The organism is Rhizobium sp. 11_C7_N12_5 (assembly GCF_051811145.1).
Taxonomy (GTDB): domain Bacteria; phylum Pseudomonadota; class Alphaproteobacteria; order Rhizobiales; family Rhizobiaceae; genus Rhizobium; species Rhizobium lusitanum.
On record NZ_JBPWPY010000002.1, the window covers coordinates 1,450,367 to 1,474,334 of the forward strand.

Annotated in this window: 21 protein-coding genes and 6 pseudogenes; 4 read left to right on the plus strand and 23 right to left on the minus strand. The window is 56.8% G+C overall.

What is annotated here, in order from left to right:
- Positions 1-2: 2 nt before the first annotated feature.
- The 7 genes from AB8B29_RS25785 to AB8B29_RS25815 are packed head-to-tail and all read right to left on the minus strand — an operon-like array spanning position 3 to position 5,143.
- Entirely contained in the window at positions 3-236 is a 234-nt protein-coding gene (locus AB8B29_RS25785) for an EexN family lipoprotein (protein ID WP_037190860.1), read from the minus strand.
- Positions 233-931: a P-type DNA transfer protein VirB5 gene (gene virB5 / locus AB8B29_RS25790; protein WP_037190863.1), complete on the minus strand. Its 699-nt coding sequence runs from the start codon at positions 929-931 to the stop codon at positions 233-235. The genes AB8B29_RS25785 and virB5 overlap by 4 nt, the downstream gene beginning before the upstream one ends.
- The gene (locus AB8B29_RS25795; protein ID WP_439006796.1) at positions 931-3,315 is read right to left on the minus strand and encodes a VirB4 family type IV secretion/conjugal transfer ATPase; all 2,385 of its coding nucleotides are present in this window, start codon (positions 3,313-3,315) and stop codon (positions 931-933) included. Before AB8B29_RS25795 ends, virB5 begins: the two co-directional genes overlap by 1 nt.
- The gene (locus AB8B29_RS25800) at positions 3,290-3,628 is read right to left on the minus strand and encodes a type IV secretion system protein VirB3 (protein WP_037190867.1); all 339 of its coding nucleotides are present in this window, start codon (positions 3,626-3,628) and stop codon (positions 3,290-3,292) included. The genes AB8B29_RS25795 and AB8B29_RS25800 overlap by 26 nt, the downstream gene beginning before the upstream one ends.
- A 4-nt stretch (positions 3,629-3,632) precedes the next feature.
- A complete protein-coding gene (locus tag AB8B29_RS25805; RefSeq protein ID WP_037190870.1) occupies positions 3,633-3,935 on the minus strand; it encodes a TrbC/VirB2 family protein in 303 nt (100 codons plus the stop codon).
- Positions 3,932-4,600, minus strand: a complete 669-nt coding sequence (locus AB8B29_RS25810; protein WP_037190877.1) for a lytic transglycosylase domain-containing protein — start codon at positions 4,598-4,600, stop codon at positions 3,932-3,934. Before AB8B29_RS25810 ends, AB8B29_RS25805 begins: the two co-directional genes overlap by 4 nt.
- Positions 4,601-4,603: 3 nt before the next feature.
- On the minus strand, positions 4,604-5,143 hold the full coding sequence (locus AB8B29_RS25815) for a hypothetical protein (protein ID WP_037190879.1): 540 nt from the start codon (positions 5,141-5,143) through the stop codon (positions 4,604-4,606).
- Positions 5,144-5,242: 99 nt separating this feature from the next.
- Here AB8B29_RS25815 and AB8B29_RS25820 point away from each other — a divergent pair, with 99 nt between their 5' ends.
- Positions 5,243-5,599: a transcriptional regulator gene (locus AB8B29_RS25820; RefSeq protein ID WP_037190881.1), complete on the plus strand. Its 357-nt coding sequence runs from the start codon at positions 5,243-5,245 to the stop codon at positions 5,597-5,599.
- 365 nt (positions 5,600-5,964) lie between these two features.
- Here the strand turns inward: AB8B29_RS25820 and AB8B29_RS25825 are convergent, their stop codons facing one another.
- Both AB8B29_RS25825 and AB8B29_RS25830 read right to left on the minus strand, forming a co-directional pair.
- Entirely contained in the window at positions 5,965-7,218 is a 1,254-nt protein-coding gene (locus tag AB8B29_RS25825; RefSeq protein WP_439006797.1) for an 8-amino-7-oxononanoate synthase family protein, read from the minus strand.
- Positions 7,219-7,359: 141 nt separating this feature from the next.
- Entirely contained in the window at positions 7,360-8,046 is a 687-nt protein-coding gene (locus tag AB8B29_RS25830) for a winged helix-turn-helix domain-containing protein (protein ID WP_439006798.1), read from the minus strand.
- 284 nt (positions 8,047-8,330) lie between these two features.
- Between AB8B29_RS25830 and AB8B29_RS25835 the strand changes: the two genes are divergently transcribed.
- Together AB8B29_RS25835 and AB8B29_RS25840 are read left to right on the plus strand one after the other, a co-directional pair.
- Complete coding sequence (locus AB8B29_RS25835; protein WP_037191887.1) at positions 8,331-9,269, plus strand: nucleotidyltransferase and HEPN domain-containing protein; 939 nt, start codon at positions 8,331-8,333, stop codon at positions 9,267-9,269.
- A 944-nt stretch (positions 9,270-10,213) separates the two neighbouring features.
- Entirely contained in the window at positions 10,214-10,564 is a 351-nt protein-coding gene (locus AB8B29_RS25840; RefSeq protein WP_051963178.1) for a DUF2934 domain-containing protein, read from the plus strand.
- A gap of 340 nt (positions 10,565-10,904) precedes the next feature.
- Here AB8B29_RS25840 and AB8B29_RS25845 read toward each other — a convergent pair.
- The 5 genes and pseudogenes from AB8B29_RS25845 to AB8B29_RS25865 all read right to left on the minus strand — a co-directional run.
- Positions 10,905-11,334 (minus strand): annotated as a pseudogene (locus AB8B29_RS25845) (L,D-transpeptidase); the annotation flags it as partial.
- A gap of 11 nt (positions 11,335-11,345) precedes the next feature.
- A pseudogene (locus tag AB8B29_RS25850) lies at positions 11,346-11,871 on the minus strand (VOC family protein).
- 102 nt (positions 11,872-11,973) lie between these two features.
- A pseudogene (locus tag AB8B29_RS25855) lies at positions 11,974-12,823 on the minus strand (alpha/beta fold hydrolase).
- 55 nt (positions 12,824-12,878) lie between these two features.
- Positions 12,879-13,418 (minus strand): annotated as a pseudogene (locus tag AB8B29_RS25860) (SDR family NAD(P)-dependent oxidoreductase); the annotation flags it as partial.
- A gap of 650 nt (positions 13,419-14,068) precedes the next feature.
- Positions 14,069-14,389 (minus strand): nuclear transport factor 2 family protein, encoded by a 321-nt coding sequence (locus AB8B29_RS25865; RefSeq protein WP_037190890.1) that lies wholly within the window; start codon positions 14,387-14,389, stop codon positions 14,069-14,071.
- 562 nt (positions 14,390-14,951) lie between these two features.
- Between AB8B29_RS25865 and AB8B29_RS25870 the strand changes: the two are divergent.
- Positions 14,952-15,352, plus strand: a pseudogene (locus tag AB8B29_RS25870) (IS6 family transposase).
- 176 nt (positions 15,353-15,528) lie between these two features.
- On the opposite strand, the pseudogene AB8B29_RS25875 reads toward AB8B29_RS25870, so the two are convergent.
- The 9 genes and pseudogenes from AB8B29_RS25875 to AB8B29_RS25915 all read right to left on the minus strand — a co-directional run.
- Positions 15,529-15,669 (minus strand): annotated as a pseudogene (locus AB8B29_RS25875) (sugar kinase); the annotation flags it as partial.
- Between the two features lie 32 nt (positions 15,670-15,701).
- Positions 15,702-16,760: an ABC transporter ATP-binding protein gene (locus AB8B29_RS25880; protein ID WP_037190893.1), complete on the minus strand. Its 1,059-nt coding sequence runs from the start codon at positions 16,758-16,760 to the stop codon at positions 15,702-15,704.
- Between the two features lie 41 nt (positions 16,761-16,801).
- Positions 16,802-18,115, minus strand: a complete 1,314-nt coding sequence (locus tag AB8B29_RS25885) for a D-tagatose-bisphosphate aldolase, class II, non-catalytic subunit (protein ID WP_439006799.1) — start codon at positions 18,113-18,115, stop codon at positions 16,802-16,804.
- Entirely contained in the window at positions 18,112-19,065 is a 954-nt protein-coding gene (locus AB8B29_RS25890; protein ID WP_047555785.1) for an SIS domain-containing protein, read from the minus strand. Before AB8B29_RS25890 ends, AB8B29_RS25885 begins: the two co-directional genes overlap by 4 nt.
- Positions 19,066-19,076: 11 nt before the next feature.
- Positions 19,077-19,934, minus strand: a complete 858-nt coding sequence (locus AB8B29_RS25895) for a carbohydrate ABC transporter permease (protein WP_037190898.1) — start codon at positions 19,932-19,934, stop codon at positions 19,077-19,079.
- Positions 19,934-20,851 (minus strand): carbohydrate ABC transporter permease, encoded by a 918-nt coding sequence (locus AB8B29_RS25900; RefSeq protein WP_037190900.1) that lies wholly within the window; start codon positions 20,849-20,851, stop codon positions 19,934-19,936. The genes AB8B29_RS25895 and AB8B29_RS25900 overlap by 1 nt, the downstream gene beginning before the upstream one ends.
- Positions 20,848-22,101 (minus strand): ABC transporter substrate-binding protein, encoded by a 1,254-nt coding sequence (locus AB8B29_RS25905; RefSeq protein ID WP_037190902.1) that lies wholly within the window; start codon positions 22,099-22,101, stop codon positions 20,848-20,850. The genes AB8B29_RS25900 and AB8B29_RS25905 overlap by 4 nt, the downstream gene beginning before the upstream one ends.
- Before the next feature lie 36 nt (positions 22,102-22,137).
- Positions 22,138-23,088, minus strand: coding sequence for an N-acetylglucosamine kinase (locus AB8B29_RS25910; protein ID WP_168596053.1), 951 nt, complete (start codon positions 23,086-23,088; stop codon positions 22,138-22,140).
- A complete protein-coding gene (locus tag AB8B29_RS25915; RefSeq protein ID WP_037190907.1) occupies positions 23,085-23,879 on the minus strand; it encodes a DeoR/GlpR family DNA-binding transcription regulator in 795 nt (264 codons plus the stop codon). The genes AB8B29_RS25910 and AB8B29_RS25915 overlap by 4 nt, the downstream gene beginning before the upstream one ends.
- Positions 23,880-23,968: the final 89 nt, after the last annotated feature.

Here is a 23,968-nt window from a genome sequence, read left to right on the forward strand (position 1 = left end):
GCTTAGCCCCCGAGCGCTTTACCCATGCGCTCTAGGCGAGCTTTCCAACCGGCTGCTGCGGCATTCATGCAGTTTGGCGTGCCTTGGAGTTCACCCGGATTGTTGCGGCACTTTGCAATCGTGTTGGTAAGCAGCTGCTCGTCCGCAAGAAATTCCTCGACGGAATGGACACGCTCGGATTCCTTTGAGCAGCCGAACAATGAGACGACCAGTGTGAAGAGAACAAGAAACTTCATGGCAGTGCCGCTCCCATGGCATCCATGCGCTTGCGCCAATCTTCGGCCTTGCGCTGTTCATCGATCTGCCTCTCGGCCTGCTGCACCATCTGCAGGCCTTGCATTCTCAGCACATCGGTCTGGAGAAAGGCCGTCTCTGCCTGCAACCTCGCCTGTAGGTCGGCAATGTCTTTAGCGTCGCTTGCTGACGAGATTTGTTGGCGCAGCTGGTCGATGCCGTCGATCCGCTTGGTTGCGGCGTCGTAGATCTGCTGACCGAGGCTCATCTGTCCGGCATTCCTGTTCTGAACGCGCGACAGTTCCTGGGCGTAAAAATCATTGGCACTCGTCTTATAGGTCGAATTGTTGCTTAAGAATTTTGAGGCGGCGTCACCGAGCGCACCTGAACCTGAACCTTTAAGAAGGCGCTCAATAGTGGAGAAATCCTCAGGCAACGCCTTTCGGATCGAGGGATCGTTTAAGACGCCGGCAATATCGGCCATATTTGTCAGCTTGTTCAGAGAGCCATAAAGCTGCTCGGCCTGTTGGATCTGCCGGTTCAGCGCATCAAGCTGCGATTTGAGCTGAATGATACTTTCGATCTGTTTGGCAATCGCTGCCTGGTCGATCACAGGTATGCCCTGTGCGTCCGCGGGACTGGTTGAAAGAATTAGGGCGACCGCCATCGTCAGGGTAGCCAGTTTGGGTCGAAACATCAGCCTGCACTCCTTCTTTGCTGAAAAGGCTGCAACCAGTCATCCTCGCCACTTCCAAGTTCGGCGCGGATTGCATCGGCGAGTTCAATATTTGCTGTCCGGCCGGAGAGGATTGCGAGTTCGTCATCGAAGCCGCCGAGATCGAGCTCGGCGACAACACTGTTGTGCCCCTGCTTGACGATGAAACGGCGGCTCTCGATGGAGAGCTCGCGCGAAAGCAACTCGAACTCCCGTTCGGTAAGCTTGAAGCCATCGACATAGTCGGCACGATCGCCACGTGAGTTCGGCAGGAAGACCTGCGTCGGGCATTGTTCGATGATGGTATGCGCAATCGCTGAGTTGATGGCATCGCGAGGGCTTTGCGTGGCAAAAAGCATCAAGCCGTTCTGCTTGCGGATGGTCTTAAGCTTGTTCTGGGCGAGATCGATAAAGTTCTCGTCCTGTAGCGCCTTCCAGAACTCGTCGATGACGATGATGATGCGCCGGCCATCGATCAATTGTTCGACGCGGTAGAAGAGATAGGCCATGAGCGGCGTGCGGATCTCCTCGTTGTCGAGAAAGTCCGTCATGTCGTAGCCGAGGAATTTGGAACCGATGCCGATGTCATCGGCCTCGTTATCGAAGACCCAGCCTAGTGGCCCTCCGCTCTCCCAGCGGCGCAGTCTGGCGGCAATCCCTTCCGGATCGGCATTATTAAGGAACGCGCGCAGCGCCCCGATCGTGCGCTGTCCTCTTGGCAAATCGACGAGGCCTTCGATCGCGAGAGCAATCTCGTCGGCTTCGCGAGCGGAGAGATCGCGTGCCGTCGAGCTGACTAGCTTGCCGATAAAGCGGGCTAGGAACACCTTGTTTGCCGGCGTCAACTCCAGCGCCTTCAGCGGCGCACATCGCGTCGGCTCCCCGTTCCTGAGCGGCAGATAAATGCCGCCGGCGGCGCGCACGAAGAGATCGGAGCCACGGTCCTTATCGAAAAAGACCATGTGCGGATCGTGCTTTTCGAGCTGTGACAGCATGAAATTGACCAGCACGGTCTTACCGGCGCCCGACGGGCCACAGACGAAAGTATTGCCGAGATCGCCGCAATGGAAATTGAAATAGAACGGCGCACCTGACGCGGTCTTGAGCATGGCGACGGCCGGCCCCCATTCATTGCCGTCCTTCTTGCCCGACGGATAGGCATGAAACGGCGAGAGTGCTGCAAAATTCCGCGATGTGATTGCGCCTGAGCGTGCTCGATAACGAAAATTACCCGGCAATTGTGCCCACCAGGCCGCCTCAAGCCCGAGATCCTCACGTGCAACGACGGCGCCACCACTGGTCAGATGGGAGCGAGCCTTGGCGAGATTGTCGGTTAGTTCCTTGACCGTGGAGGCGAATACCCCAAGCGTCAGATGATGCTCGCCAAGCACGAAACGGTTCGATTCGAGCTCGTCCATCGCCGCATCGAGTTCCTCGATCTGTGACGCCGCCTTGTCGCCAGCACTCACCATCTGGTTCTGCTTGCGTCCCATGATGGAGCGCGCATCCGTTTTTGAGGTGAAAGCGAAGGACTGCGTCAGGATCAACTCGAAAGGGACCGATAGAATGCCGTCGAGCATGCCGCTGCGGGTCCTCGCCGGATATTCCTTGAAGCCGAACATGCCGGCAAAGCGGCTGGCGCCCTCGTGGCGGATCTCAACCGTCTCTCGTCCAAAGATCACGCGATCAGAATAAATGGCGGCGGAAATCCTTCCCTGTGTCAGCGGAATACGCTCACGGCGACCGCCGATGATCTGATGCAACACTTCGCTGGGCTCGGAAAACAGAATGCCCTTCTCATCGCAAATCGACAACACGCGGGGCGCGAAACGCTGCAGCCCCGCCATTAGATCAGCGAGCTTGTCACGCAGATGCTTCACCCCATCCGCGTCGAGCTCGGAAGCTGTGTTGCGCGCTTTGCGCAGCCGCACTAATAAGCTCGCAAACCTCTCAGCGGGATCGCGGTTCGGATACCATAGCAAGCTGAGATAGAGGTCGTTGCGGAACAAGTCCTCCCGCACCATTCGCTCGCGATATTTGCCGTTGAGCGATGCCGAGAAAGGATTGGAGAATTCGCCATCGGGATAGGTGTCGTCGCGGCGCCGGATGATATGGGTCCAGATTGCCAAACGCTCGTCGGAGATATTGCGGTAGAGCGTATTGAGGTCGCGATAAAGGCCATTCAGATCTAGACTATCGGCTGTCTCGAACGATACGCCCTCAATTGAGATCATCACCATTAGAGCTCTTGAATCGAGCGCAATCACCGTCTCATCTACATGACGGATATAGGGGATGAAGGTCTCTGGATCGAGTTCGCGGGATTTGAGGAGAGAAGCGCTATGCAAGGCCCAAGTCCCTCTCATCGTAGCGCCGCACGAGCCTCAATGGCGTCAGCGAAGCACCGCCCCAGTAGGCGCCATTGCGCGAACGGCCGCGCGTCTCGATCCAGGCGAGCAGAATGCGGAACATGTTGTGGTCATGCTTGACGAGCGCGCGAAAGATGAGATGGAAGACTACACCGACAAGCGCGTAGGCGATCGAGCCTGCGATGATGTAGAGGATTGTCGTCATCATGACGTTGGCGCCCATAGCTTCCATTGTGACACCGGCAATCATCGCCGGCCGCGTGCAAGCAAGAAAAAGCGTGTCTTCCTCAAGTTTGACTTTGTCTGGCATTGTCTCAGCCCCCTGAGATCGTACTGACAATCTGCGAGGCACCGAAGATGATGCCGATGCCAAGCACGACATAGGCTGCCTTTCGCAGATCGAGATAACCGAACATCCACGCAATTCCGACGATGATGACGGCGATCGTCGCGAGCAACTTGGCGACATTGCCCGTGAGCAATGTGACGATGTTCTGCAGAACCGTCTCGATGCCGCCGGTGCTCTGGGCGAAGGCGGGTTCGATCGTGACTGCCGAAAACACAGCAGCCATAGAGACAATGGCCGCAAGTGCACGGATGTTAATCCTTGATATCATTCAGGCTGCTCCGGTTGATCGTTTTGGAAAACGAGCGCGGACGAGCGTCGCGCCACATTGAACACATCCCAGAATGGCGCTCTCGCTACCGGCTGTTGCGATGCCTCGGAGTTAGCGACGGAGGGTGTCGCAATTGCCTTGGCGTCGACACCATCCGGCCTGTGAGGTCCCTGCCCGATCGCCAACGAGGCCAATCTCGCCGAAAGCCGCTTTGCCTCATGCCGGATCTGCTCGTCATATCGAACCATTTTCCCGACGGAAGGATCGGAGCGCCCATAATAGGATTGCAGCATCACGCGCTCGGCCTGTCCCGAAACAGCACCTGCGCGGACCGCCAGACGATAGTAACCGTCGAGCAAGGTCGCGGTCGCCTTAAGATTGAGACAGGGATCGAAAGCATCGGAGATTGTTAGATTGAGCTTACGCAGTTCCTCGATCCCCACACCGCCAAGCCCGAGCTGGATGTCCTGGTGCTCAGCAACCAGCGTGACTGCGGTTTCGATCGCCTCCGCCTTGCTTTTTGGCTGCCGCTCAAGCGGAAGGCCGCTATTGATGCGGATATTGAAGGGCTGAAAATTGCTTTCCAGGCTGACGACGGCAGCCAGCGTTTCCATCGCAACCGCTGGTGCGCAGGTTTCAGCAAGATCTGTGAAGGCGACGGTCATCGGTCAATACCACACACGTTGGCTACCGACACCGTCGATGGTCACGTCGACGTAATGCGGCTGCAAGCGCCTGCTCGGTCGCTCAGTCGGATAACCCATGCATTGCAGGTGCCTTTCCCTACGCTGCCATCGAGCCAAAGCGACCAAATCGGTGTTTTCGGCAGCGCTATCGCGGCCGGAGCGGCAATATCGGGCATCGACCTTTTGAAGCGTTGCGGAAATACAGATGGCCTCCTGGCCGCGGTCACCATAGCGTGCGGAAAGGCTATAGCCGTCATTGCATGAATAGGGTTCATAGCCGGGTTGGGAGGCCCGGAAGCCGACGCCGCTGCAAGTTGGAAAGGAAGCCCCCTTGGCGAGCGCCTGCCAGAGCTTGCTGATCGGTGGGCGGCATTCGGCAAATTGCGTTGGGCCACCCGGATTGGAAAGGCACAGGATAACCTGGCATCCCCAGTCATCGGCGCGCGCATCACCCCCTAAAATAAGGTATATGGGAACACAGCCGGCAACGGCGGAGACTATACCAACCAGAAGGTTTTTCATGGCTAGGACCCTTCGATGTGACAGCATCAAGCGATCGTTGCGACTTCCCTTGGGAAGTCTTTCGTCGCTCATACTAACTTATATAACGCAGTTAAAAAGATGACAAGCACCTTCAACACACAATTGCACAGTCTTTCGTTCGCAGCCTTCATCCTGCGCGAAATCATGGACCATCCGCAGGAAGACGAGACGCCGCAATCCAGACTGAAGCAGGTCGGTATGATGAGCATTCTCTACATCATGAATCAGGGGCATCAGGCCCTAACTATCTCAAATCTCGTTGAAATTACGAAGCTGACGCGTATGGGCGTTTCGGAAGTCATAGAACCGCTACTCAAACGTGGCATGCTCACGGAGACCTTCGTGAAGAATTCCATGGGACGCGGCAAGGCACGTCAATTCGAGATCGCACCTGAGATTTTTGAGAAGCTTCGAGCCTTTGGGCAGAGTAGCTAGCACGGGCAAGGGGTGCGATTATACTATATATTATAATGCACTATAATTCGATGACCGATTGCAGATGATCGCATCTGCAATATCGGTTTTGCGCAGAAAAGATGCTGAACAAGCGCTTTCTAACTGCGGACGAACGATTGGCTCGCGCCCCTCGTCAAAAAGGCTCGCCAAACCTCGCGAGAACCTGCGTTTCTATAGAGCGTTTGCAAGCGATTTGGACTAAATCCACTTATACGCCTCGGATCTTCGTTTCTTGCAGCTACTGCTAGGTCGGCGCTCCAAATGGTCGCCGATCACAGAATGACGTTTGCAGGATGCGAGATCAGATGTGCCGTTTGAACTCGTCGCCGAGATCTGCTCGCCGATTATTCCGAATTTGCCTGGATTTCATCCTGGATCGCAACTACTGCTGCGCAGAGAGACCGGATTTCCTCATCTGCGTGGCCTGCAGTGACGCATATCCTCAGGCCGGCGTTGCCCCTTGATACGGTGGGAAAGAAGATCGCCGAGGTGTAAAAGCCTTGCCTGAAGAGACTCGTCGCGGCGCCAATCGCGAGTAATTCATCACCAAAATGGACAGTGCGGATCGGAAGCCGGGCTCCATGCTGTTCCGTCGGCATCAGACCGTCAAGCAAGGCTATTTTTTGCTGTAGCGTTCGCTGCAGATGGGGTAATTCTTCGGTTCGATGCAATTGTGCGGATGCCAGGCCGGCACCAATAGCGGCCGTGTTGAGCGATGCCGAAAATGCATGAGCCACTGCAAATCTGCGGAACAGGACCTCCTGATGCGCCGTAGCCAGCATGAGCATGCCGCCAGATGCACCAAAGCCTTTGCCGAGAGAGGCTGCGATAATGGTCCTGTCGCCCAATTCACCAATTAGGGACTTCGCAAAGCCTTCACCACGCCTGCCGAAGAGCGAGATTCCGTGCGCATCGTCAATATAGAGAAACAGGCCATATTGCTCTTGGACACGGCGCAGCGCGGATATCGGAGCACTGCCACCCATGGAGTAGACGCCGTCGCAGATGTATGCGACGGCTTTATTCTGGCGGCATAGCCGCTCGAGAGCATCGAGGTCGTTGTGGGCTATTGTCTCGACACGTGTCTCCTGGGCAATGGTTCCTTTGTGGTGGGCAAGGGTTGCGTGCGCTAGGCGATCGAACACCATGACGGGCTTAAGACCACCAGTAAGATGGCCAGATGCGACCAACGGCAGGGCGCTCATATTGGCTGCGAGCACTGTGGTGTAAGTGATCACCCGCGCGGCGAAGAGATCGGAGAGGGATTCTTCCAATTCACCGAGACTTGCAAAGTTCAACCGGGTGCGGGCGCACGACCAATGCAGTGTGCCCGAACTCCGTACGGCTTCAGCGGCACCCTCGACAATGTCGGGATGATTGTCCAGACCCAAATAGGAGCATCGGACAAAGTCGACAACCACGCGATCCTCGAAGTTCGGCCTGACGGCCCTACCTTCCGACGGATGGGCGTAAATCGACATGATACCTTGGTAATGGGCAGCTTCGAAATGGCGCCCAGCCGTATCGATCAAGCTGCCCGTATTACGATGAGTTGCTTTCCCGTTTCGATTAGAACGTGCGGAAATCTTCTTTTCCATATTTCAAACTCCGGTCAGTCAGTGTGCAGACCGGAGGTTGAAATCATCGCCCCAGCAACTTCAATAAACGGGGCCGGAAATCTTCTGCAATATACAATATGCCTGATGTGACATAGTCGATCATATGTGAAGCTGTAGGGACTAGCCAAATTCAACCGCGTAACCGCTGGACCGGATCGTGCGGATAATGTTGCGACCGATCATCTGCTCCAGCATGCGGCGCAACCGGCCGACATGAACGTCGACCGTTCTTGGCTGGACATAGTAATTCGGAGGCCAGGCCGCTTCGATGAGTTCCGATCGGCTGAAGACGCGGCCTGGTGCTTGAAGCAAACGGCATAGAAGCTTGAATTCGATCGGGCCTAGCTGAATTTCTTTCGAACCGTGCCTGACCAGCCTCTTGCTTACCTCGATACTGAGTTTCCAAACGTTGAACGTACTGCCGTCCCGCCGAATGCCTCCCATTCCCAGAGGCAATCCCGACAGGAGAGATTGCAGATAGCCCAATATCCTTGCCGGCGAAATCGGGCGAACAAAACTTTCGGTCACACCGGCCTTGAGGAGATCCAGATAGTGCCGCTCATCGCCGCCGGGAATCAGCGCGAGCAAAGGAATATGCGCCGTTGTCCGATCGGCCTTGATCAGGCTGCAAACGCGCAGCGCATGCTCAGCATTGTTTTCGGTGTCGAGGACAATCGCTAAAACAGATGTGCGTCCTGCAAGCTCTCCCACCTCTTCCTCGTCCAAGAGCACGCAACTCAGCCCCTCCACTGCGAGAATGTGGCTGAACACGAGATAAAAGTCGGGATTTTGCGACCAGAAAAGCACCTCTGGGTTCATACGACAGCCCTTCTCTTGTAGCTACCAGATCAATGATTTGGAATTATGCTGCATCAAACATAGCGGAAAAATCGTCGCATTTCGCATATTTCTGTCGATTTTGGCGCTACGTCGCTCAATATTCGCATTTCCTACATAAAAGTCTAGTATGATTCTCCGATTTTTGATGCAACATTTTTGTTGCTTTTCTCGCAGCCTTCGCGCACCCTGTGGATTTGGAGCGCAAGCTCCTTTATGCCTATCTAATGTCCGTGAAAGAGCCGCCCTTGTTCATGAAGTCCAGCATCGACCATCTACCGCCGCTCAAGCAGCGCGAGCTCGCTCGGGTCATCGAGGTGTTACATGAGGAGTTTGAAGACGCGCTGAAGGGCGGCTCAGCGGACTTCAAGAAGCGTGGCCGCATCCTGAAAATCATCTTGTTCGGATCTTATGCGCGGGGTGGCTGGGTCGATGAGCCGTATACCAAAAAAGGATACCGCTCGGACTTCGATCTGCTGATTGTCGTCAACAATCGCAAGCTTACCGATTTCTCCGGCTATTGGCAGAAGGCCGCGGATCGGTTCATGCATTTGCCGGAAATCAAGACGCCGGTGAACTTCATCGTGCATTCACTTCGCGAGGTAAACACCCTACTCAAGCAAGGCCGGTATTTGTTCGTCGACCTCCGCCGAGATGGCATTGTGCTATATGAGCTTGATGACACGCCGCTAGCCAATCCCAATCTTCTTCACCCTGCGGACGCCTACAAATTTGCAGCAGAGTATTTGCAAGATCGGCTGCCTCTCGCGAAGAGCTTCTCGGAGGGAGTTGAGTTTTTTACGGCGAAAGGCAAGCTTAAGGAAGCGGCATTCCTACTGCACCAATCGATCGAGCAGGCTTACGCAACATTGCTGCTCGTGCTGACCAACTACAGCCCAGCCTCCCACAATCTCAAGCACCTGCGTGGCCTCGCTGAAAGTCAGGCGCAGCAGTTGGCGAACGCTTGGCCCCGCGATCAGCAGCGCTTTGTCGCCTGGTTCAACATTCTCAATGAAGCATATGTCAAGGCGCGCTATTCAAAGCACTATGAGATAAGCCGTGAGGCGCTCGCCTGGCTCTTGAACCGCACGACGGATTTGATCGATCAGGTGGAAGCAGTCTGTCAGGATCATCTTGAAGTATTGAGGATAGAGGTGGAAGAAGCCGATCGCCGCTCACGGAAACGATCATAGTCGCAGAATTAAGAATTCGGATTTCTTCCACGAAGCCCTTTCGGCGTGACATGTTTGTCACGAGCAAAATGCCTAGGACGATAGGATGGTCGGCTGGATCGACCTTCGCAGCTCCTAAATGAGCTTCCAACGTCCGGCTCCAAAATCAACTCCCTGCGCCGGACGCAGGAGGTATTGACTTGTCTCGAAATTCAACGACGCGTTCTGGCGGCTGCTTTGACGGCAAATCCGATACTGCTCGTAATAATCATCAAATAGTCCATGACACGATCGCGCTTTGCGGAGACAGCGCGCCAACGACCGTGGCATGGTGCGCATTTGAGGCTTGGTGCGAGGGTGACGATGAAGAACATCAATTCTGGCTGGGCATCTTCCACCGCCTGCGCAACTAGAAAGGCGCCGTTCTCATTGATGGATAAAGCTAGAAAGTGCCTTGCTTAGGAAGCGCTTTGCGGCCTTGGTATTGTAGCTCGGGGACAGAAAGGGATCGATCGAATCACGGTGTTGCCGACGGTTCGGTAAAGACGCCCTACTTGCCCTTGACCTTCACATACGTCTCATCGACCCATGAACGGCGCGATGGCGAGGAACGATGTCGCCACCAGAATGCGCATACCGCAAAAGAAGGCTGTCACTGTCATATCCTGATCTTTCTCGAAGTGTTCATGAGGGTAGACATCCCGCTCCTCGCATTATTCCGAGCGAGCTAACTTCTTTGGTGGTGGGTTTGGTGCGGCTGGTCCGGCAGGACGCGAGCAGCGCAACGTTCGCGGGTGGAACTGCGTTCCCGTCGCGTCGGAAGCTAGGGCACTTAACGGCGCCTCCTCCCAGCGATCGGTCCTCGATCCCGTATTCGAAGCGGTCGCGCCCGGCGTGCGCATAGCGCAACCATGTTTGGAACATTCGCTCCTCACATTTGTTGATAACCCAAAGAGGAGATCATCATGGCACGCGACAGGATAACCAAATCATCAATCGACCCTACAGCTAGTGGGAATGTTGAAACTTCGCAGCCGTCCAACGTCCGCGATCGCGAAAACGAGATCCGAGAGCGGGCGTATGCCATATGGGAGCATGAAGGAAAGCCCGAGGGCAAACACCTTGAACATTGGGAACGGGCGGAGAAGCAGATTGACGGTGAGTTCGCGCCTGGTGGTGTAGCGATTGGGAACGACGAAGTATCCAAGCTCGCCGCACGAAAGGAATTCATCCGAGAGCATCGGGATACCCTGCCTGTCGCGAGCGACGTTGAAGACGCAAGTGAGCGCGAGACTATCGCGGGCACCCAAGAATAGCGGTGGAAATTACGACGCATTAGACGCTGACTGCCAACTTATTCTAACCAGGAAACCCCGGTGGCAGGCGAAATGAGAAGCCGCGGGGTCAAATCTTCACTTCGCTTGACACCCGGAGGAGTGTCAGACTGCCGCGACGGCGAAGGCCAGCTTCGTATTATGCCCAGTTCGTCCCCTTGAACTTCATCTTGCCGATACGATGGCGGCGGGCGGCATTGTGTTTGAAGGGCATAGCGGTGGCACGAGGTTGAGGCGATCGCAGCCAACTATCCCATCATCGTTAGGCGATCCGTGCATCAACGCCATTCGGCGGCTTCCAGCGCGGCCACTTCTGACGTTACTGGATGAGGCCATCGCCCCGCCAAGCAAGCCCTCGCGGCCGATACCGACGCCGTGGCGCATCGCAGTCCCGCCCGGCTGGACGATATAGAGAAAGCACGAGGAGGTGTCCACGACGATGGTGCCGAGTGCCTCGCCAGTCAGATCGATGACCTGATGGCAATAGTGGCGCGGATCGATCTGCTGGTAAGGAACCGGCGGAATGAGGAAGCCACCATTCTCAATTGGGCCGTACATGGTGTGGCCAGCTCTGCATCCGTCGGCGCCGGGGCGGTCTGAATGGGGCGGATCGGATCTGGGAGAGGCGTCGGCTGCTGCCCCACCATCCGGCCGGCGCCGGAGGTGGAGGCGCAACCTGCCAGCGCCGGGGCCGCAGCCATCGCAGAGAAGGACAGAAAGCTGCGGCGAGACGTTGTGTTTTCAAAACTCATACCGCTCTGTCCTAGTCCTGCCACCGGCGCAGATCCGTTTGGTCATGGTAGGCCATGCGGTCGGGAGTGGTGATGAACTCAATCGTCCGTGCCCCAAGGCATGCGGCAGTAGCAGACCTTGTTTCCAGCACCTTTTTCCGTTGCGTAGGGAATAGCGCGCGGTGCGGCAAGAGACGTGCCTCCAGCCTTTTCGAAGCACTCCACCGATGCGTCGATGTCGTCGGTGTAGACACCGAAGTGCGTAGTGCCGAAGTCGCTCGGCCGGACGGGCTGGGCTTGTTCGGGGCCGTGCATTTCGAAGAGCTCGATGTTCGGTCCGGTTCCGATCTTAACCATCGCCTGTGCACGCACGACCGTTCCAGGGAAAGCGCCAGTGGCCCGCTCGAACTCGGGTCCCTACCGCGGCGGATCCTGCGGTCCGAAGGACTGGTAGATCACCTGGCCGCCAAACGCTTCCACCAGAAACGATTTTGCTGCTTCGATGTCGGGCACCGTGATGCCGATATGATTAACGCCGCGAACGACAGGTGTGGTCATAGTAGTTTTCCTTTCTTGTTGAATCGACGAACGCGATAGTTGCGGGCGAAAATCGCCTGCAATGTCGTGCTCCGCGCGCCCGCGACGGGGCATTAGAGAATTTCAATTGGCCTTGAGGAAATCGATCAGAGCGGCCGCTACTTCATCCGGCCGCTCGTCCGCGACATAGTGGCTGCACCGCGCAATCGAGCCGCCAGTCACGTCGCTGGCAAACTCCTTAAGCATCGGGACCATATCCGCACCAAAGCGCTTATCCCCGCCGAGACCTAGCACCGGTATATCGAGCGGTTGCTTCTTGTACTCGAGCGCGGCCGCATGATCGGCAGCGAAGGTACGATACCATTCCATGCCACCACGCGTGCGGCCAGGAAGGGCCATTGCTTTCGCGTAGATCTCGATGTCCGCCGGATTGAAGGTGCTGTGATCGTAGAACCGCTCCGCCATGAAGCTCGAAACATAATCATATTCACGGCCATAAATCAGGCGCTCTGGTAAATCCCGGTTCATATGGAAGCTGAAGTGCCAAATCCCTGCAGTCGTCGCCTCCCATTGTGTCCAGCCGGGAAGCGGAACGTCGAGAACGGCCAGGTGCGTAACAGCTTCTCGATAAATGGCGGCCTGCGGCAATGCCACCATTCCGCCAATGTCATGGCCACACACGGCGTAGCGTTCATGCCCAAGCGCAACCATGACCTCGTGCGCGTCGCGCGCCATCGTCGCTTTGTCATAGCCGTCAAGCGGGCAGTCGGAAAAACCCGCGCCGCGCAGATCCATGGCCACCACGCTGAAATACTCGGCCAGCAGCGGCATCATATGATGCCATTCCCACCATATCTCCGGCCAGCCGTGAAGCAGAAGGATCGGCGGACCCGCGCCCCCCCGTGACGGCGTTAATCTTGATGCCAATCACCGGCACCAGCTGTTGGGTAAACCCCTTCAAAGTTGCGATCATAATGATTTTCCAGTCGATGTTAACGTTCGAAAGATTTTGCGGCCAGCGGTCAGTGCTAGTCGAAATCGGTGGCAATCGTGATCTCGCGCCAGGCGTCGATATCGCTGCGGAAGGACGCCAGCTTTCGCTCAGCGATCGAATGCGCGATCGGGCCGAGCGGCAGATGAAGCGGGGCGTCATCGGCATCGACTGCCTGCAGGATCACCGCGATCGCCTTGTCGGGATCGCCCGCCTGACTGCCGTTGTTGGTTTCACGGTAGTGCTTGCGCGAGCTCGCGGCGTATTCCGGCATCTCATTGGCCACCATCGTGATGGAGCGCCCAAGGAAATCGGTGCGAAACGGCCCAGGCTCAACGATCAGTACGCGGACGCCGAACTGCTTCAGCTCGCCGGCGAGCACTTCGGAAATCCCTTCCACGGCAAACTTTGCGGCATTGTAATATCCGCCGCCGCCGCTGCCCGCGATCCCTGCGCCGGACGACATGTTGACGATCGTTCCCCTCGAACGTCGCAGGATGGGCAAGGCTGCTTTTGTAGTTTCGACAAGACCAAAAACGTTCACTTCGAACATCGGTCGATATTCTTCGGGCGTGCCGGTCTTTGATCGGAATGCCGGCTTCACGTCGGAATCCGCATACTTACAAAAGACGGCATTTCAAATGGCGTCGGTTCCAGAGTAAGTTATTTTGTACGCGGTTCACTAGTATTGCAACGAGGCCGGTATGCGTGCCTCAGCGTCCGTACCGAATAAAGCTTGCATCAGATACTCCTAAGATCTGAATTTACTCGCAGCAACATCGGCGTCATTAATTCTGACAGTCCAATGATTGCAAAGGAGCGTGTTATGGCGCCCGTTAAGACCGAGGATTACGAAACCTCAGCGCTCGAAAATACAGTGTCCCTCTCCCTCGGCACGCGGGTGGCACGTGATTCGTCAGCTTCCGCCATGAGACACAAATCCGACGACGTATTGCGGCTGAAGGCCGAAGGTAAGTCAACGGATTGTATCGTCCGAGAGGCAGGTGTTAGTCGGTCAACTGTCACCAGAATTTTGCGTTACGTCGAACGAGCATCAGCAGGGTAGAAGTCGATGATGCTCCAGCTGGATAGCTTTGAACCTATCACCAATGGAGCTCAAACATCAAACGCAGCGGCGTAGGAGTATAAGTCGCGGCGGCGATGGACAGGCGTATTATTTACATCTGCATTTCGAACTTAAGGGACAGATCCCAGACAAGATAATCGTCAAGCTCTGCTAGCTGCAGCATATGTTGCACAGATTGAGGTAGCTGTCGCGGTATCGCCCATAATCTCCACATCCTGGTTTGTGAACATGTGTTGGGTCTTCACGCCCTTACAGGACGCCTTGTTCCATTTCATCAGATTATCGGAGCTAATGATCTGCGACGGTTTGACACCTCCGAAATCAATGACCACCTCATCCGAAAAAAGTTGGCGGTGATCTTCCCATCGCTTTTGATCGGCATACGATCCAACCCGGCTCAAAACCCTTTGGATGGACAGGATATCCACCACGTCCGCAGTCGATATGAAGCTTCTACGCATACATATTCCCTCTTCAATTGGGGTTTGACATGAGCGCCCAGTCATCGAGCGCTCGACTTTCCACTGATCAGAGCGGCCGCAAAGCCAGAGCCGCAAACCAGTTTACGGGCCTCCACAGATCAAGCCCGGCGGAAAGCCGCACTGTTCTCACGAGCCGATCTGAGGGGAATTCCGGCGGAAGCCGGTTCATCACCTGCCGGAACGGTACTGCCAAGTTGTTTGAGGCTAGCTTATCAGGTATCGAGGCGCAATGAAATTGCCGAGCCTTTTTCCCCGGCTGAAGGGGTCTCGCTTTCCGCGTGAGATTGTTGCTTATGCGGTGTGGGCCTATTCACCGGTTTTCGCTGAGCACGACGGATGTGGAAGACCTGCTTGCTGAACGCGGCGTGATCGTCAGCCGGGAAACTGTCCGATTATGGATTAATCGCTTTGATCGCCATTTTGCCACCTGCATTCGCAGGGACCGCCCCAAGCCAAATGACAAGTGGCATATGGATGAGGCCGTCATTGCAATCGGCGGACAGAAGTCTGGCTCTGGCGGGCGATCGATGCTGATGGCGATGTGCTCGACATCTTGGTTCAGCGGCGCCGCAACACCAAGGCGGCCAAGCGTTTCTTCTCCGGACTGGTCAGGGGCAATTTGGCGAGCCGCGCGTCGTCGTGACGGACAAGCTTGGCAGCTACGTCGAGCTTATACAGACCCTGGCGCCGGATGCCGATCATCGGGCGCATAAGGGCCTGAACAACAGAATTGAAAACTCGCACCGGTTGACCCGAAAACGCGAGAAGATCATGGGGCGGTTCAAATCGCCTCGTCAGGCGCAACGCTTCCTGTCAGCTCATGACCAAATCAATACGATCTTCCGCCCTCGCCGCGACAGTCTTACCGCCATTTCATACCGCCATGCACGGATTGACGCATTCGGCCTGTGGGCCGAGTACACCGCTGAAATGGCGGCGTAAAATAGCCGCCCCGTAATGGCACGCAACCAGCCTCAAACAACTTGGCAATACCGTTTTCGGGCCCGAAGAGTTGGATACCCTTCACCTCACCAAGACACGGTTTGCAGGGAAACAGGGCAGAAAATCACGGATCCCAATGCCGGCGGTCGGTTCGCTACCTGTTTGCGACAGAACCGTTTTGCGGCTCGGTCGATGAAAATCGGTGGCGCACCGGACGGGAACGGGCCGACTAGGTTCATGGGAGATCGGAAGCCATAGCCTTTTTCGAGCGCGACGATCTCGACGAGGACTTCTCCGATAACTAGGATCTTATTCAATATGATCTCCCATAGCCGGCAAGCGGATACATTTACGACGTAAGCCGCGTTCCACTCACCGAGTCGAACAAATGCACCTTCGCGAGATTGGGCGACAATTTGATATGATCGCCGGCTCTAAGGTCAAGGCGCTCCCTAACACTTGCAATCATCTGGTCAGGCCCGACTTTCACGGTCACTTGCGTCTCGGCACCGGTCGGTTCGACAAGCACGACCTCGCCGTTCAAGCCGTCGCCCTCCACGCCAAGGTGCTCGGGTCGTATGCCATAAGTGATCTCGTGGCTATCATGAACCGAAATCCCCGGAGGCAACGGAAGTGTGACATCATCGTTTGAAACAAAGCTGCCCCCTATGCTCTTGCCCTTGATGAAGTTCATTCCGGGTGAGCCGATGAACCCAGCGACGAAAAGGTTCTCCGGGCGGTCGTAGAGGTCGAGGGGCGAACCGATCTGCTCCACGTAGCCATCACGCATCACAACGATCTTATCGGCCATGGTCATCGCCTCGATCTGATCGTGCGTCACGTAGATCGTGGTCGTCCTCAACCGCTGGTGCAGCTGTTTTATTTCCGAGCGCATCTGCACGCGTAGCTTCGCATCGAGATTGGAAAGCGGCTCGTCGAAAAGGAACACTTGCGGATTGCGAACGATAGCTCGACCCATCGCGACGCGCTGGCGCTGCCCTCCTGACAGGTTGCGGGGATGGCGTTCGAGAAGATGTTCGAGGCTCAATATCTGGGCTGCTTCTCGAACGCGCGCCTTGATCTGGTCTTTAGGAGCTTTTGCCAGTCTGAGCGAGAACCCCATGTTCTCCTCGACGGTCATATGAGGATAAAGAGCATATGACTGGAACACCATCGCAATGTCCCTTTCCTTTGGCGCTACGTCGTTGACGACGCGACCTCCGATGGAGATTCGCCCATCGGAAATCTCTTCGAGCCCAGCAATCATCCGCAGAAGCGTGGATTTCCCGCACCCCGACGGGCCGACGAGGATGACAAATTCGCCGTCCTGGATATCAATGTCGACCCCGTGAAGGATCTCGTGGTGGCCATAACTCTTGCGAGCATTCGCGACGCTGACTGACGCCATGGGTATCTCCGGTTTGAACGCTTTTGCGGCGAGGGCTGCGCTTATCGCAACTGACGAGTAGTGGCCGTTGCCACCGAATAGGGCGTTAACGCGCTGTCGATCGCTGCGAGGCAGAGATCCCTCGCTCGCGGCGGTACCCGTCCCGCTACAACGTCTGGGTAAACACGAGCCAGGTGCTGGCTTATGAGGGTTTCAGGGATTGTATCGGGAAGCTCTGCAAACAAGCTTTCCACCGCGCGCAGTGCCTCGCTCTCTGGCCAGTAATAGCGAATGCGGTCGCTGTAGCTGAAGTGCCGTTGCAATCGCATCTCATCGCTGGAGCCATGATAATGGCCCGACCAATGCTGCGGCTGGCCTACCATGATCGCTTCCATTTCTGCTGGCAAATTGCCTGCGGTACGTTCCGGCAAGAGAATGGCTCGGATCGCATCAAGAGCGTAAAACGCTTCCCGCAGTGCGAAGGTCAGACCGGGTCCGACTTTCAGGATCGCAAATCCGTCATCGACGAGAGAGGAAAGTCCCTCAGCGGTCTGATAATCCGTAGAATGGGCCTCGAATAGCAAACCCGGCATACGATTGAGTCTGGATGCAAGTTCGCGGGCCTTTTCAGGTTTATACAAGACCACGTTCGCATTTCCGAACTCGACACCGGGCTGAACGACGACCCCTATGACCCGGTCCATTGCCTCCGAGACGGCCGCCTCGTCGAATGCGGCCGCGTGCACAGCCAGCGTCTTCGCCGCAGCTTCTGACCTCGTCACTTCGAGTTCCTCGATCGCATGTGTCGCGCCGCCGGGAGGCGGAACTTCGGTTCCGATGATATAGACAGGCGGTCGGCGGCCGGCGCGTCGCGCTGCGTCCTCCGCTGCTTTCGCAAGCCGTGCCGCCCGCTCGGCGGTCAGTTCATCAGGCAAAGCCGCTGCTTCCCCGGCGCATCCCGTTGAGGTGTCGAGGTGCAACTTTTCGAAGCCCGCCTCGACATAGGCTTCCACCATCTTCGCAGCCCGCGACATCGCTTCTTCGGCGGCGAGCTTCCTCCACGGGTTGGGTCCGAGATGATCGCCGCCGAAAATTATGTTTTCTGGACGGAAGCCGACCTTTTCGGCTATCCTCTCGATAAACCTGCGGAAAGCCGCCGGTGTCATCCCCGTGTAGCCGCCTTCCTGGTTGACCTGATTGCAGGTGGCCTCGATCAAGGCAACGCTGCCCTCGTCAGAGGCGCGCCGTAGCGCGGCCTCGACGACGAGCGGGTGTGCGGAGCAAACGGAAACGATGCCGCGTGGCAACTCTCGCTTCCGTTCGCCGAAAAGCTTGGAGAATGCGATTTTCCGGTTCTGGTCGACGATCTCGCTCATGCCAGCTTCACAACCTTCGTGAGGTGCCTTGGCTGGACGGTGTCGATGCCGCGGGACCGCGCGACCCGCTCTCCGAGGATCTGAAGCGCAGGCAGGAGAGCCAGGCCCGCAAGCGACAGATCGAAGTCGACCGCGAGTTCGATATCGCCCGGACCGCCGATCCCGATCACGAAGGCACCCTTTTCGCGCAGCTCCTCGACAAGCTTCATTTCCGCATCCTTCTGATCGGTGCTGTAGAGCATGACGGCTGCCGTCTTGGCGTCGACGAGGCTGATCGGGCCATGTCTGTACTCGAGGGGATGAAACGGTTGCGTCATAACCTGGCTCATTTCCAAAAGCTTCAGCGCGCCCTCCGAAGCGATACCGAACAAGGGGCCGCCACCGAGGAAGACAAAATGGCCGCGGTCCAAAACTTCATAGTCGAGGACTTCATCCAGCTTCTCTGCAAGAGTTTGGGCAGAAGCGACGATCGATGCGGGGATTTCGGAGCCTACCATCTGCAGACCGAGCAAGAGCATCAAGCTCGCGGAGGCGGTCATGACGATACCTTCCTCTGCATGTGTCGGCGATGTGACGACCGAATCGCTGTTCTTGGCAAGCGTACTGTCCGCCTCGACGGTGAGTGCCGTCACGAAGGCGCCGTTTTCCCGGCTGTTTTTCGCGGCGGCAACGGTTTCGGTCGTTTCACCGCTGCGAGAGATCGCAACGACATGGGTGTTCTTCCAGTCGGACCAAAAGTAGGAGGGTCGGTTGAGCCATTCGGCACCGGGAACCGCGATAGCTCGGCGGCCGGCGCGGTTCGCGTAGGCGGCAAGCGACATGGCGAGGTAGTAGGAAGTTCCGCATCCCACGTAAACGAGGACGTCCTGTCTGGCAGTCGCACTGTTCGCACCCCGCGCCTTTTCCCAAAATGGAAACTGCTCGCGGATGACTTTTTCGGTGGTGTTCATTTTAGCTCCGATTACTTGACCGAGCCTGCCAGCAATCCGCTGACCAGATATCGGTTGAGAAAGATGACGACCAAGGCCGGGATAACGATCGCGATGGAACCGCTGGCCGTGATCAGCCCGTAGTCGATGAAGTTCTTGGTGACGAACTCAGGGATCAATACCGTCAACGGCTTGGTCGCCTGAGGCGAGAAAATGAGCGGCACGAGGTACTGCCCCCAGGCCCCTAGAAACGTCAGGATCGCTGCTGCCGTCAGACCGGGGCCTGCAAGGGGGAGTACGATCTTGAAAAGGATGTACAAGCGCCCTGCCCCATCAAGCTGCGCAGCCTCTTCGAGTGCCAGCGGCAACGCTTCGAACACGCTGCGCAACAGCCAGAGCGACAGCGGCAGGTAGGCAGACACGTAAATAAGGGCAACCCCGACATAGGTATCGACGAGATGCATCTTGATCATGATCTGGTAGAGCGGGATCAGAACGGCGTAAGCCGGAACGGCAAGAGTTGCCACAACCAGTCCGAAGAGAACGTCACGCCCGGGAAAGCGCATGCGAGTGAACGCATAGGCACCGAGCGCGGACACCGCGACGCATAGAAGCGTGGCGGCCGCCGAAGTAATCACGCTGTTTAGAAGCGCCAGTCGAAACTGCCGCCATACCTCGACCCCTCCGATACGGTCGACATTGATGCCGAGAAGTCGAGAATAGTGGTCGAACGTGAAATGCTGCGGGAAGAAATGGATCGGCCTGACCGAGAAGTCGTCCGTTGGCGTTACCGAACTGGCGACCGTCCAGTAGATCGGGCCGAGAGACCAGACCAGCAGAACGGCGATGCCCATCCATATCATCACACGATGATGGAGCGATGTTTTCATCAATCGAACCTCGTGTTGCGATAGACCCGGAGAACGTAGACGAGCGAGATGAGCAATGAGACGAAGGTGATGACAACCGACAAGGCCATGCCATAGGAGAAACGCAAGTTCTGGAATGTCTCGAGATAGATCTGAACAAGGATCGGCCGAGTTTCCAGGCTTGATCCGCCCAAGACCCACGCCTCGTCGAAGAGGTTGAATGCATTCACCGTAGCGTTGGTCATCGACACAGCGATCGCGCTTCGTACCAGCGGCAACGTGACGAGAGCGAACATCTGTGGTCGTGTCGCTCCGTCGATACGGGCTGCTTCATAAAGGTGCGCCGGGATACTTTGCATCGCCGCCAGTACGATCACGATCGTTAAAGGCATCATCCGCCACACGTGGACGACAGTGACGGCAATGATCGCACTCGTGCGGTCATTGAACCAGACATGGTTCTCGAAAGGCAGTCCCAAAAATGTCAGGATACCATTCAGGAGGCCTGCGCCCGGCTGGTATATCCAGAGCCAGATGACCGAATTTACGACACCCGGGAGAGCCCACGGTAGTATGACCGCCGCGAGCACCCACTGCCGACCTACCCTGATTTGGTTGATCAACGATGCGGCCAGGACGCCAAATACCGTTTCGGCGACAACCGCCAGCACAACGTAGATAAGCGTATTCATCCAAGTGCTGCCGAGCTGGGCGTCGGACAGCATTCGAGTGTAATTATCAAGTCCGACGAATGGCGTCCCGGCTTGCATCGGGTTGATCCGATGGAGGCTGTCCCACATCGTCCGCGTCATCGGGTAGAAGACGAGGGCCGCCATCGTTATGAATATCGGGGACACCAACAGCACGCCTAGCGCGGTGTCGGCATTCCGGCCGACACCCTTCTTCGCCGCGGTCCCGCTATAGGAGACAGCGCTCATTGCGCCATTGCCTGCTTCGTTGCGTAAGCGATACTTTCCACTGCCTGATCAACGGTCATCTGGCCCTTGGCAACGCTGTTGATCGCGGTGTTCACGCCGCTCGAGAGCTGGGGATACCACGGAGGTGTTCCCTGCGGGAAAAGCGCTTCGACGGTCTTCGATTGCGCGATCAACGCGTCACCGCTGTTCAACTTGCCTTCGGAGTTCAGCTCGCTCAATGCAGACGTCCTGGTCGGAAGGAAGCCGTTCGCCATGTTTTTCTTTTGAAACTCGCGGCTTGTGAACCACTTGACGAAGGCCACTGCCGCGTCCTTGTTCGGGGAAACGTTCGGAATGGCAAGCGCCTCCGGCAGACCGAAGCTGCGTGTTTCTCCGCTTTCCGTCGGAACGAGGATTGCCTCGACCTGTCCGGCAACCTTCGACTGCTTCGGATCGTTCATCGAGCCAAGGCGACCGGGTTCACCCGAGATCATGATGCTTGTGAGCCCTTGTGAGAAGACACCTTCGTTGATCTGGCTATCTTTCAGTCCGGTAGATGCAGGATCGACCAGACCCTCTTTCAGAAGCATGAGCTCAAATGCGAGCGCCTTGTAACCTGCCGAGTCAGGCTTGGTGAAGAGCGGATTGAAATCTTTGTCGAACAACTCGCCGCCGAAGGCCTTCGTCAGAAGATACCAGCTCGTCGATGCGCCTTCGGTAGCTGAAAGCGGTAGGCCGATCGGATAAGTGGCGATGCCCTTTTCCTTGATTTTCTTTGCCGCTGCGACCAGCTGATCGAGAGTCTTGGGCGTCTCTGTGACCCCCGCGTCGGCGAAATGCTTTTTGTTGACCAGCATCACGCGGAAATCGTTGGTGTATGGGATCCCGAGAAGCTTGCCATCGACGGTAAAGATCTTGGCAACACCGATGTCTTTGATCGTGTCAGCGTCGACCACATCGTTCAGGGGCATATACCAGTCGGCAGCTGCGAACTGGCCCGTCCAGGACCAGTCGAATTCCGTCACGTCGGCGGGGGCAGTGCCTGCGACGAGGGCCGTCACCAGTTTCGGTCGGATGTCATCCCACGAGAGTGTCTGCAAATCGACATGGATGCCCGTCTCCGCTTCGAATGCCGATGCAATGTCAGGCCCTTGTGGCGATGGCATCAGCACGGTGATGGACTTACCCGCTAGGGGCTTGTCCTGTGCGGCAGCAGGGAGAGCGATGGCCAGCGCGGCCGAAGTGAGCAGTAACAAGAATTTCTTACGCATGTTCCCATCCTTCTTATGTTTAGACCCGGCATCGGTTCAATGCTCAAACGCCGCCTTCGCCGATTTTGCGACGCGTTCGATCCAGCCTTCATCTGTGGGCCAGTCGAGAAGTTGGGCGGCAGCGAAAAGAGCTCCGCCGATTGGGGGCAAGCTCGGACAAACCGGGGGACGGCCAATCCGCTTTGCCAGTGCATCGAGTAGCAGCCTGCTTCGGAACGTTCCGCCCGCGTAGGTCCAGTTTGCTCCCGGCTCGCACTGCGCGGCTATCGCAAGGTGGTGGCTCGCAAGCTGGTCCGCAGCCAATTCGAGAACAGCAATTGCGGTATCATCGCCTGCTGCCGCTGTGCGATCGACGACCGCCGCCAGAGCGGCAATGCTTGAACGTCTAGCGTGCGCTGTTGCCCAGGAGCCCAGCGACTCCATAGGATTGTTCCGGTCCAGCCCGAGGTGAGAGAAGATCGCTTCGGTCAAGGCAGTCGGAGCAGAACGCCGATCGATGCTTTGACTCACCGCGTTGAGTGCCAATCGACCGATCCAGTGGCTGCTGCCCTCATCCCCGACAATGTCGCCCCATCCGCCGACCCGAAAAGATTCACCCGCCCGATCTCGCGCCCAAGCCATCGACCCCGTGCCCGAGAGCAGGAGTATCCCGGACCTGCCTGCAAAGGCTCCAAGATGTGCCGCATCTACATCGTTCAGGACGCGAGTGCGGGCGTTCGGAAACGCTCGGTTGACGACCTCGTCCAGTTGCCGCGAAATCGTCGCCACTTCACCGAAGACCGGGAGGGCTGCCGCGACCGAGACCAACCCTTCTTGGTGACGGAAGGGCTCCAGGCATCGACTGAGTTCGTCACGCCAACCGGGATTGTCCATGGCGTTCACACCACCCCCGAAGCCAGTTCGAAGGAAGGTGCCGTTTCGGTCGGCAAGAGCGAGCATCATTTTCGTGCCGCCACCGTCAACGCCGAGAATCAGGTCAGGCCTCAAGACTTCGCCCCCTGATCAGCAAACAAAGTCTCGACACCGGCCTTTTCGAGCTGCGTGCGCCATTCGTTGGACAGACCGTCGTCCGTGATCAACTTTGCCTCGCTGAGTGGGGCAACCTTGTAGGTCGCAGTCGTACCGAACTTCGTCGAGTCCGTGAGGACGAACTTGCTGTTTGACCGAGCCAGCATCTTTCGATTGACGCTGGCTTCTGCACTGTCGACGCTGTAGATCGCGCCATCGTTGCTGATCGCGCTGGCACCAAGGAAAAGCTGGTCGAACCAGATGGATTCCAGCATGGCTTCGGCTTGCGGACCCACGAGGGACGCGTTTTCGCTGCGAAGCTGTCCTCCAACCAGAACGACTTCGAGGTTTGGAACGTTTATGAACTCCTGAGCCACGATCAAACCGTTCGTGAATATCCGCAGAGGAATCGGATTGATGCGGATCAGCTTGGCTAACTGCAGAACGGTCGTCCCGGCATCGAGGAAGATGGCCGTTCGGGGGGACAGGAGCTCATACGCGTGCGCGGCGATCGCGCGCTTGGCGGCCAGCTGCCGCTTTTCGCGCTCCTGGAATGCCAGTTCCACAGAAGTACCTTCCGCGATCCGGGCACCCCCGTGCACGCGATCGATGGCGCCCGCTTCCTGCAGCACCTGAAGATCGCGTCGAACCGTAGCGAGCGACGCGCCCACGGCGTCGGCAATATCCTGGATACTAGAGAACCCATTCGCATAGAGATGACTACGTATGAGATCGAGCCGATCGGTCTTCAAACCATTGGTCAGACTCATGAGCACCTCCTCTCGTCATTCAATGATGATCACATAACGGGTCATTTCGCTCATTGTCAATCATAATATTGACGTTTTATGATCGATTT

Coding starts and splice junctions, on each gene's coding strand:
- AB8B29_RS25785 (WP_037190860.1), bottom strand. CDS start 236: ATGAAGTTTCTTGTTCTCTTCACACTGGTCGTCTCATTGTTCGGCTGC.
- virB5 (WP_037190863.1), bottom strand. CDS start 931: ATGTTTCGACCCAAACTGGCTACCCTGACGATGGCGGTCGCCCTAATT.
- AB8B29_RS25795 (WP_439006796.1), bottom strand. CDS start 3,315: ATGAGAGGGACTTGGGCCTTGCATAGCGCTTCTCTCCTCAAATCCCGC.
- AB8B29_RS25800 (WP_037190867.1), bottom strand. CDS start 3,628: ATGCCAGACAAAGTCAAACTTGAGGAAGACACGCTTTTTCTTGCTTGC.
- AB8B29_RS25805 (WP_037190870.1), bottom strand. CDS start 3,935: ATGATATCAAGGATTAACATCCGTGCACTTGCGGCCATTGTCTCTATG.
- AB8B29_RS25810 (WP_037190877.1), bottom strand. CDS start 4,600: ATGACCGTCGCCTTCACAGATCTTGCTGAAACCTGCGCACCAGCGGTT.
- AB8B29_RS25815 (WP_037190879.1), bottom strand. CDS start 5,143: ATGAAAAACCTTCTGGTTGGTATAGTCTCCGCCGTTGCCGGCTGTGTT.
- AB8B29_RS25820 (WP_037190881.1), top strand. CDS start 5,243: ATGACAAGCACCTTCAACACACAATTGCACAGTCTTTCGTTCGCAGCC.
- AB8B29_RS25825 (WP_439006797.1), bottom strand. CDS start 7,218: ATGGAAAAGAAGATTTCCGCACGTTCTAATCGAAACGGGAAAGCAACT.
- AB8B29_RS25835 (WP_037191887.1), top strand. CDS start 8,331: ATGAAGTCCAGCATCGACCATCTACCGCCGCTCAAGCAGCGCGAGCTC.
- AB8B29_RS25840 (WP_051963178.1), top strand. CDS start 10,214: ATGGCACGCGACAGGATAACCAAATCATCAATCGACCCTACAGCTAGT.
- AB8B29_RS25865 (WP_037190890.1), bottom strand. CDS start 14,389: ATGCGTAGAAGCTTCATATCGACTGCGGACGTGGTGGATATCCTGTCC.
- AB8B29_RS25880 (WP_037190893.1), bottom strand. CDS start 16,760: ATGGCGTCAGTCAGCGTCGCGAATGCTCGCAAGAGTTATGGCCACCAC.
- AB8B29_RS25885 (WP_439006799.1), bottom strand. CDS start 18,115: ATGAGCGAGATCGTCGACCAGAACCGGAAAATCGCATTCTCCAAGCTT.
- AB8B29_RS25890 (WP_047555785.1), bottom strand. CDS start 19,065: ATGAACACCACCGAAAAAGTCATCCGCGAGCAGTTTCCATTTTGGGAA.
- AB8B29_RS25895 (WP_037190898.1), bottom strand. CDS start 19,934: ATGAAAACATCGCTCCATCATCGTGTGATGATATGGATGGGCATCGCC.
- AB8B29_RS25900 (WP_037190900.1), bottom strand. CDS start 20,851: ATGAGCGCTGTCTCCTATAGCGGGACCGCGGCGAAGAAGGGTGTCGGC.
- AB8B29_RS25905 (WP_037190902.1), bottom strand. CDS start 22,101: ATGCGTAAGAAATTCTTGTTACTGCTCACTTCGGCCGCGCTGGCCATC.
- AB8B29_RS25915 (WP_037190907.1), bottom strand. CDS start 23,879: ATGAGTCTGACCAATGGTTTGAAGACCGATCGGCTCGATCTCATACGT.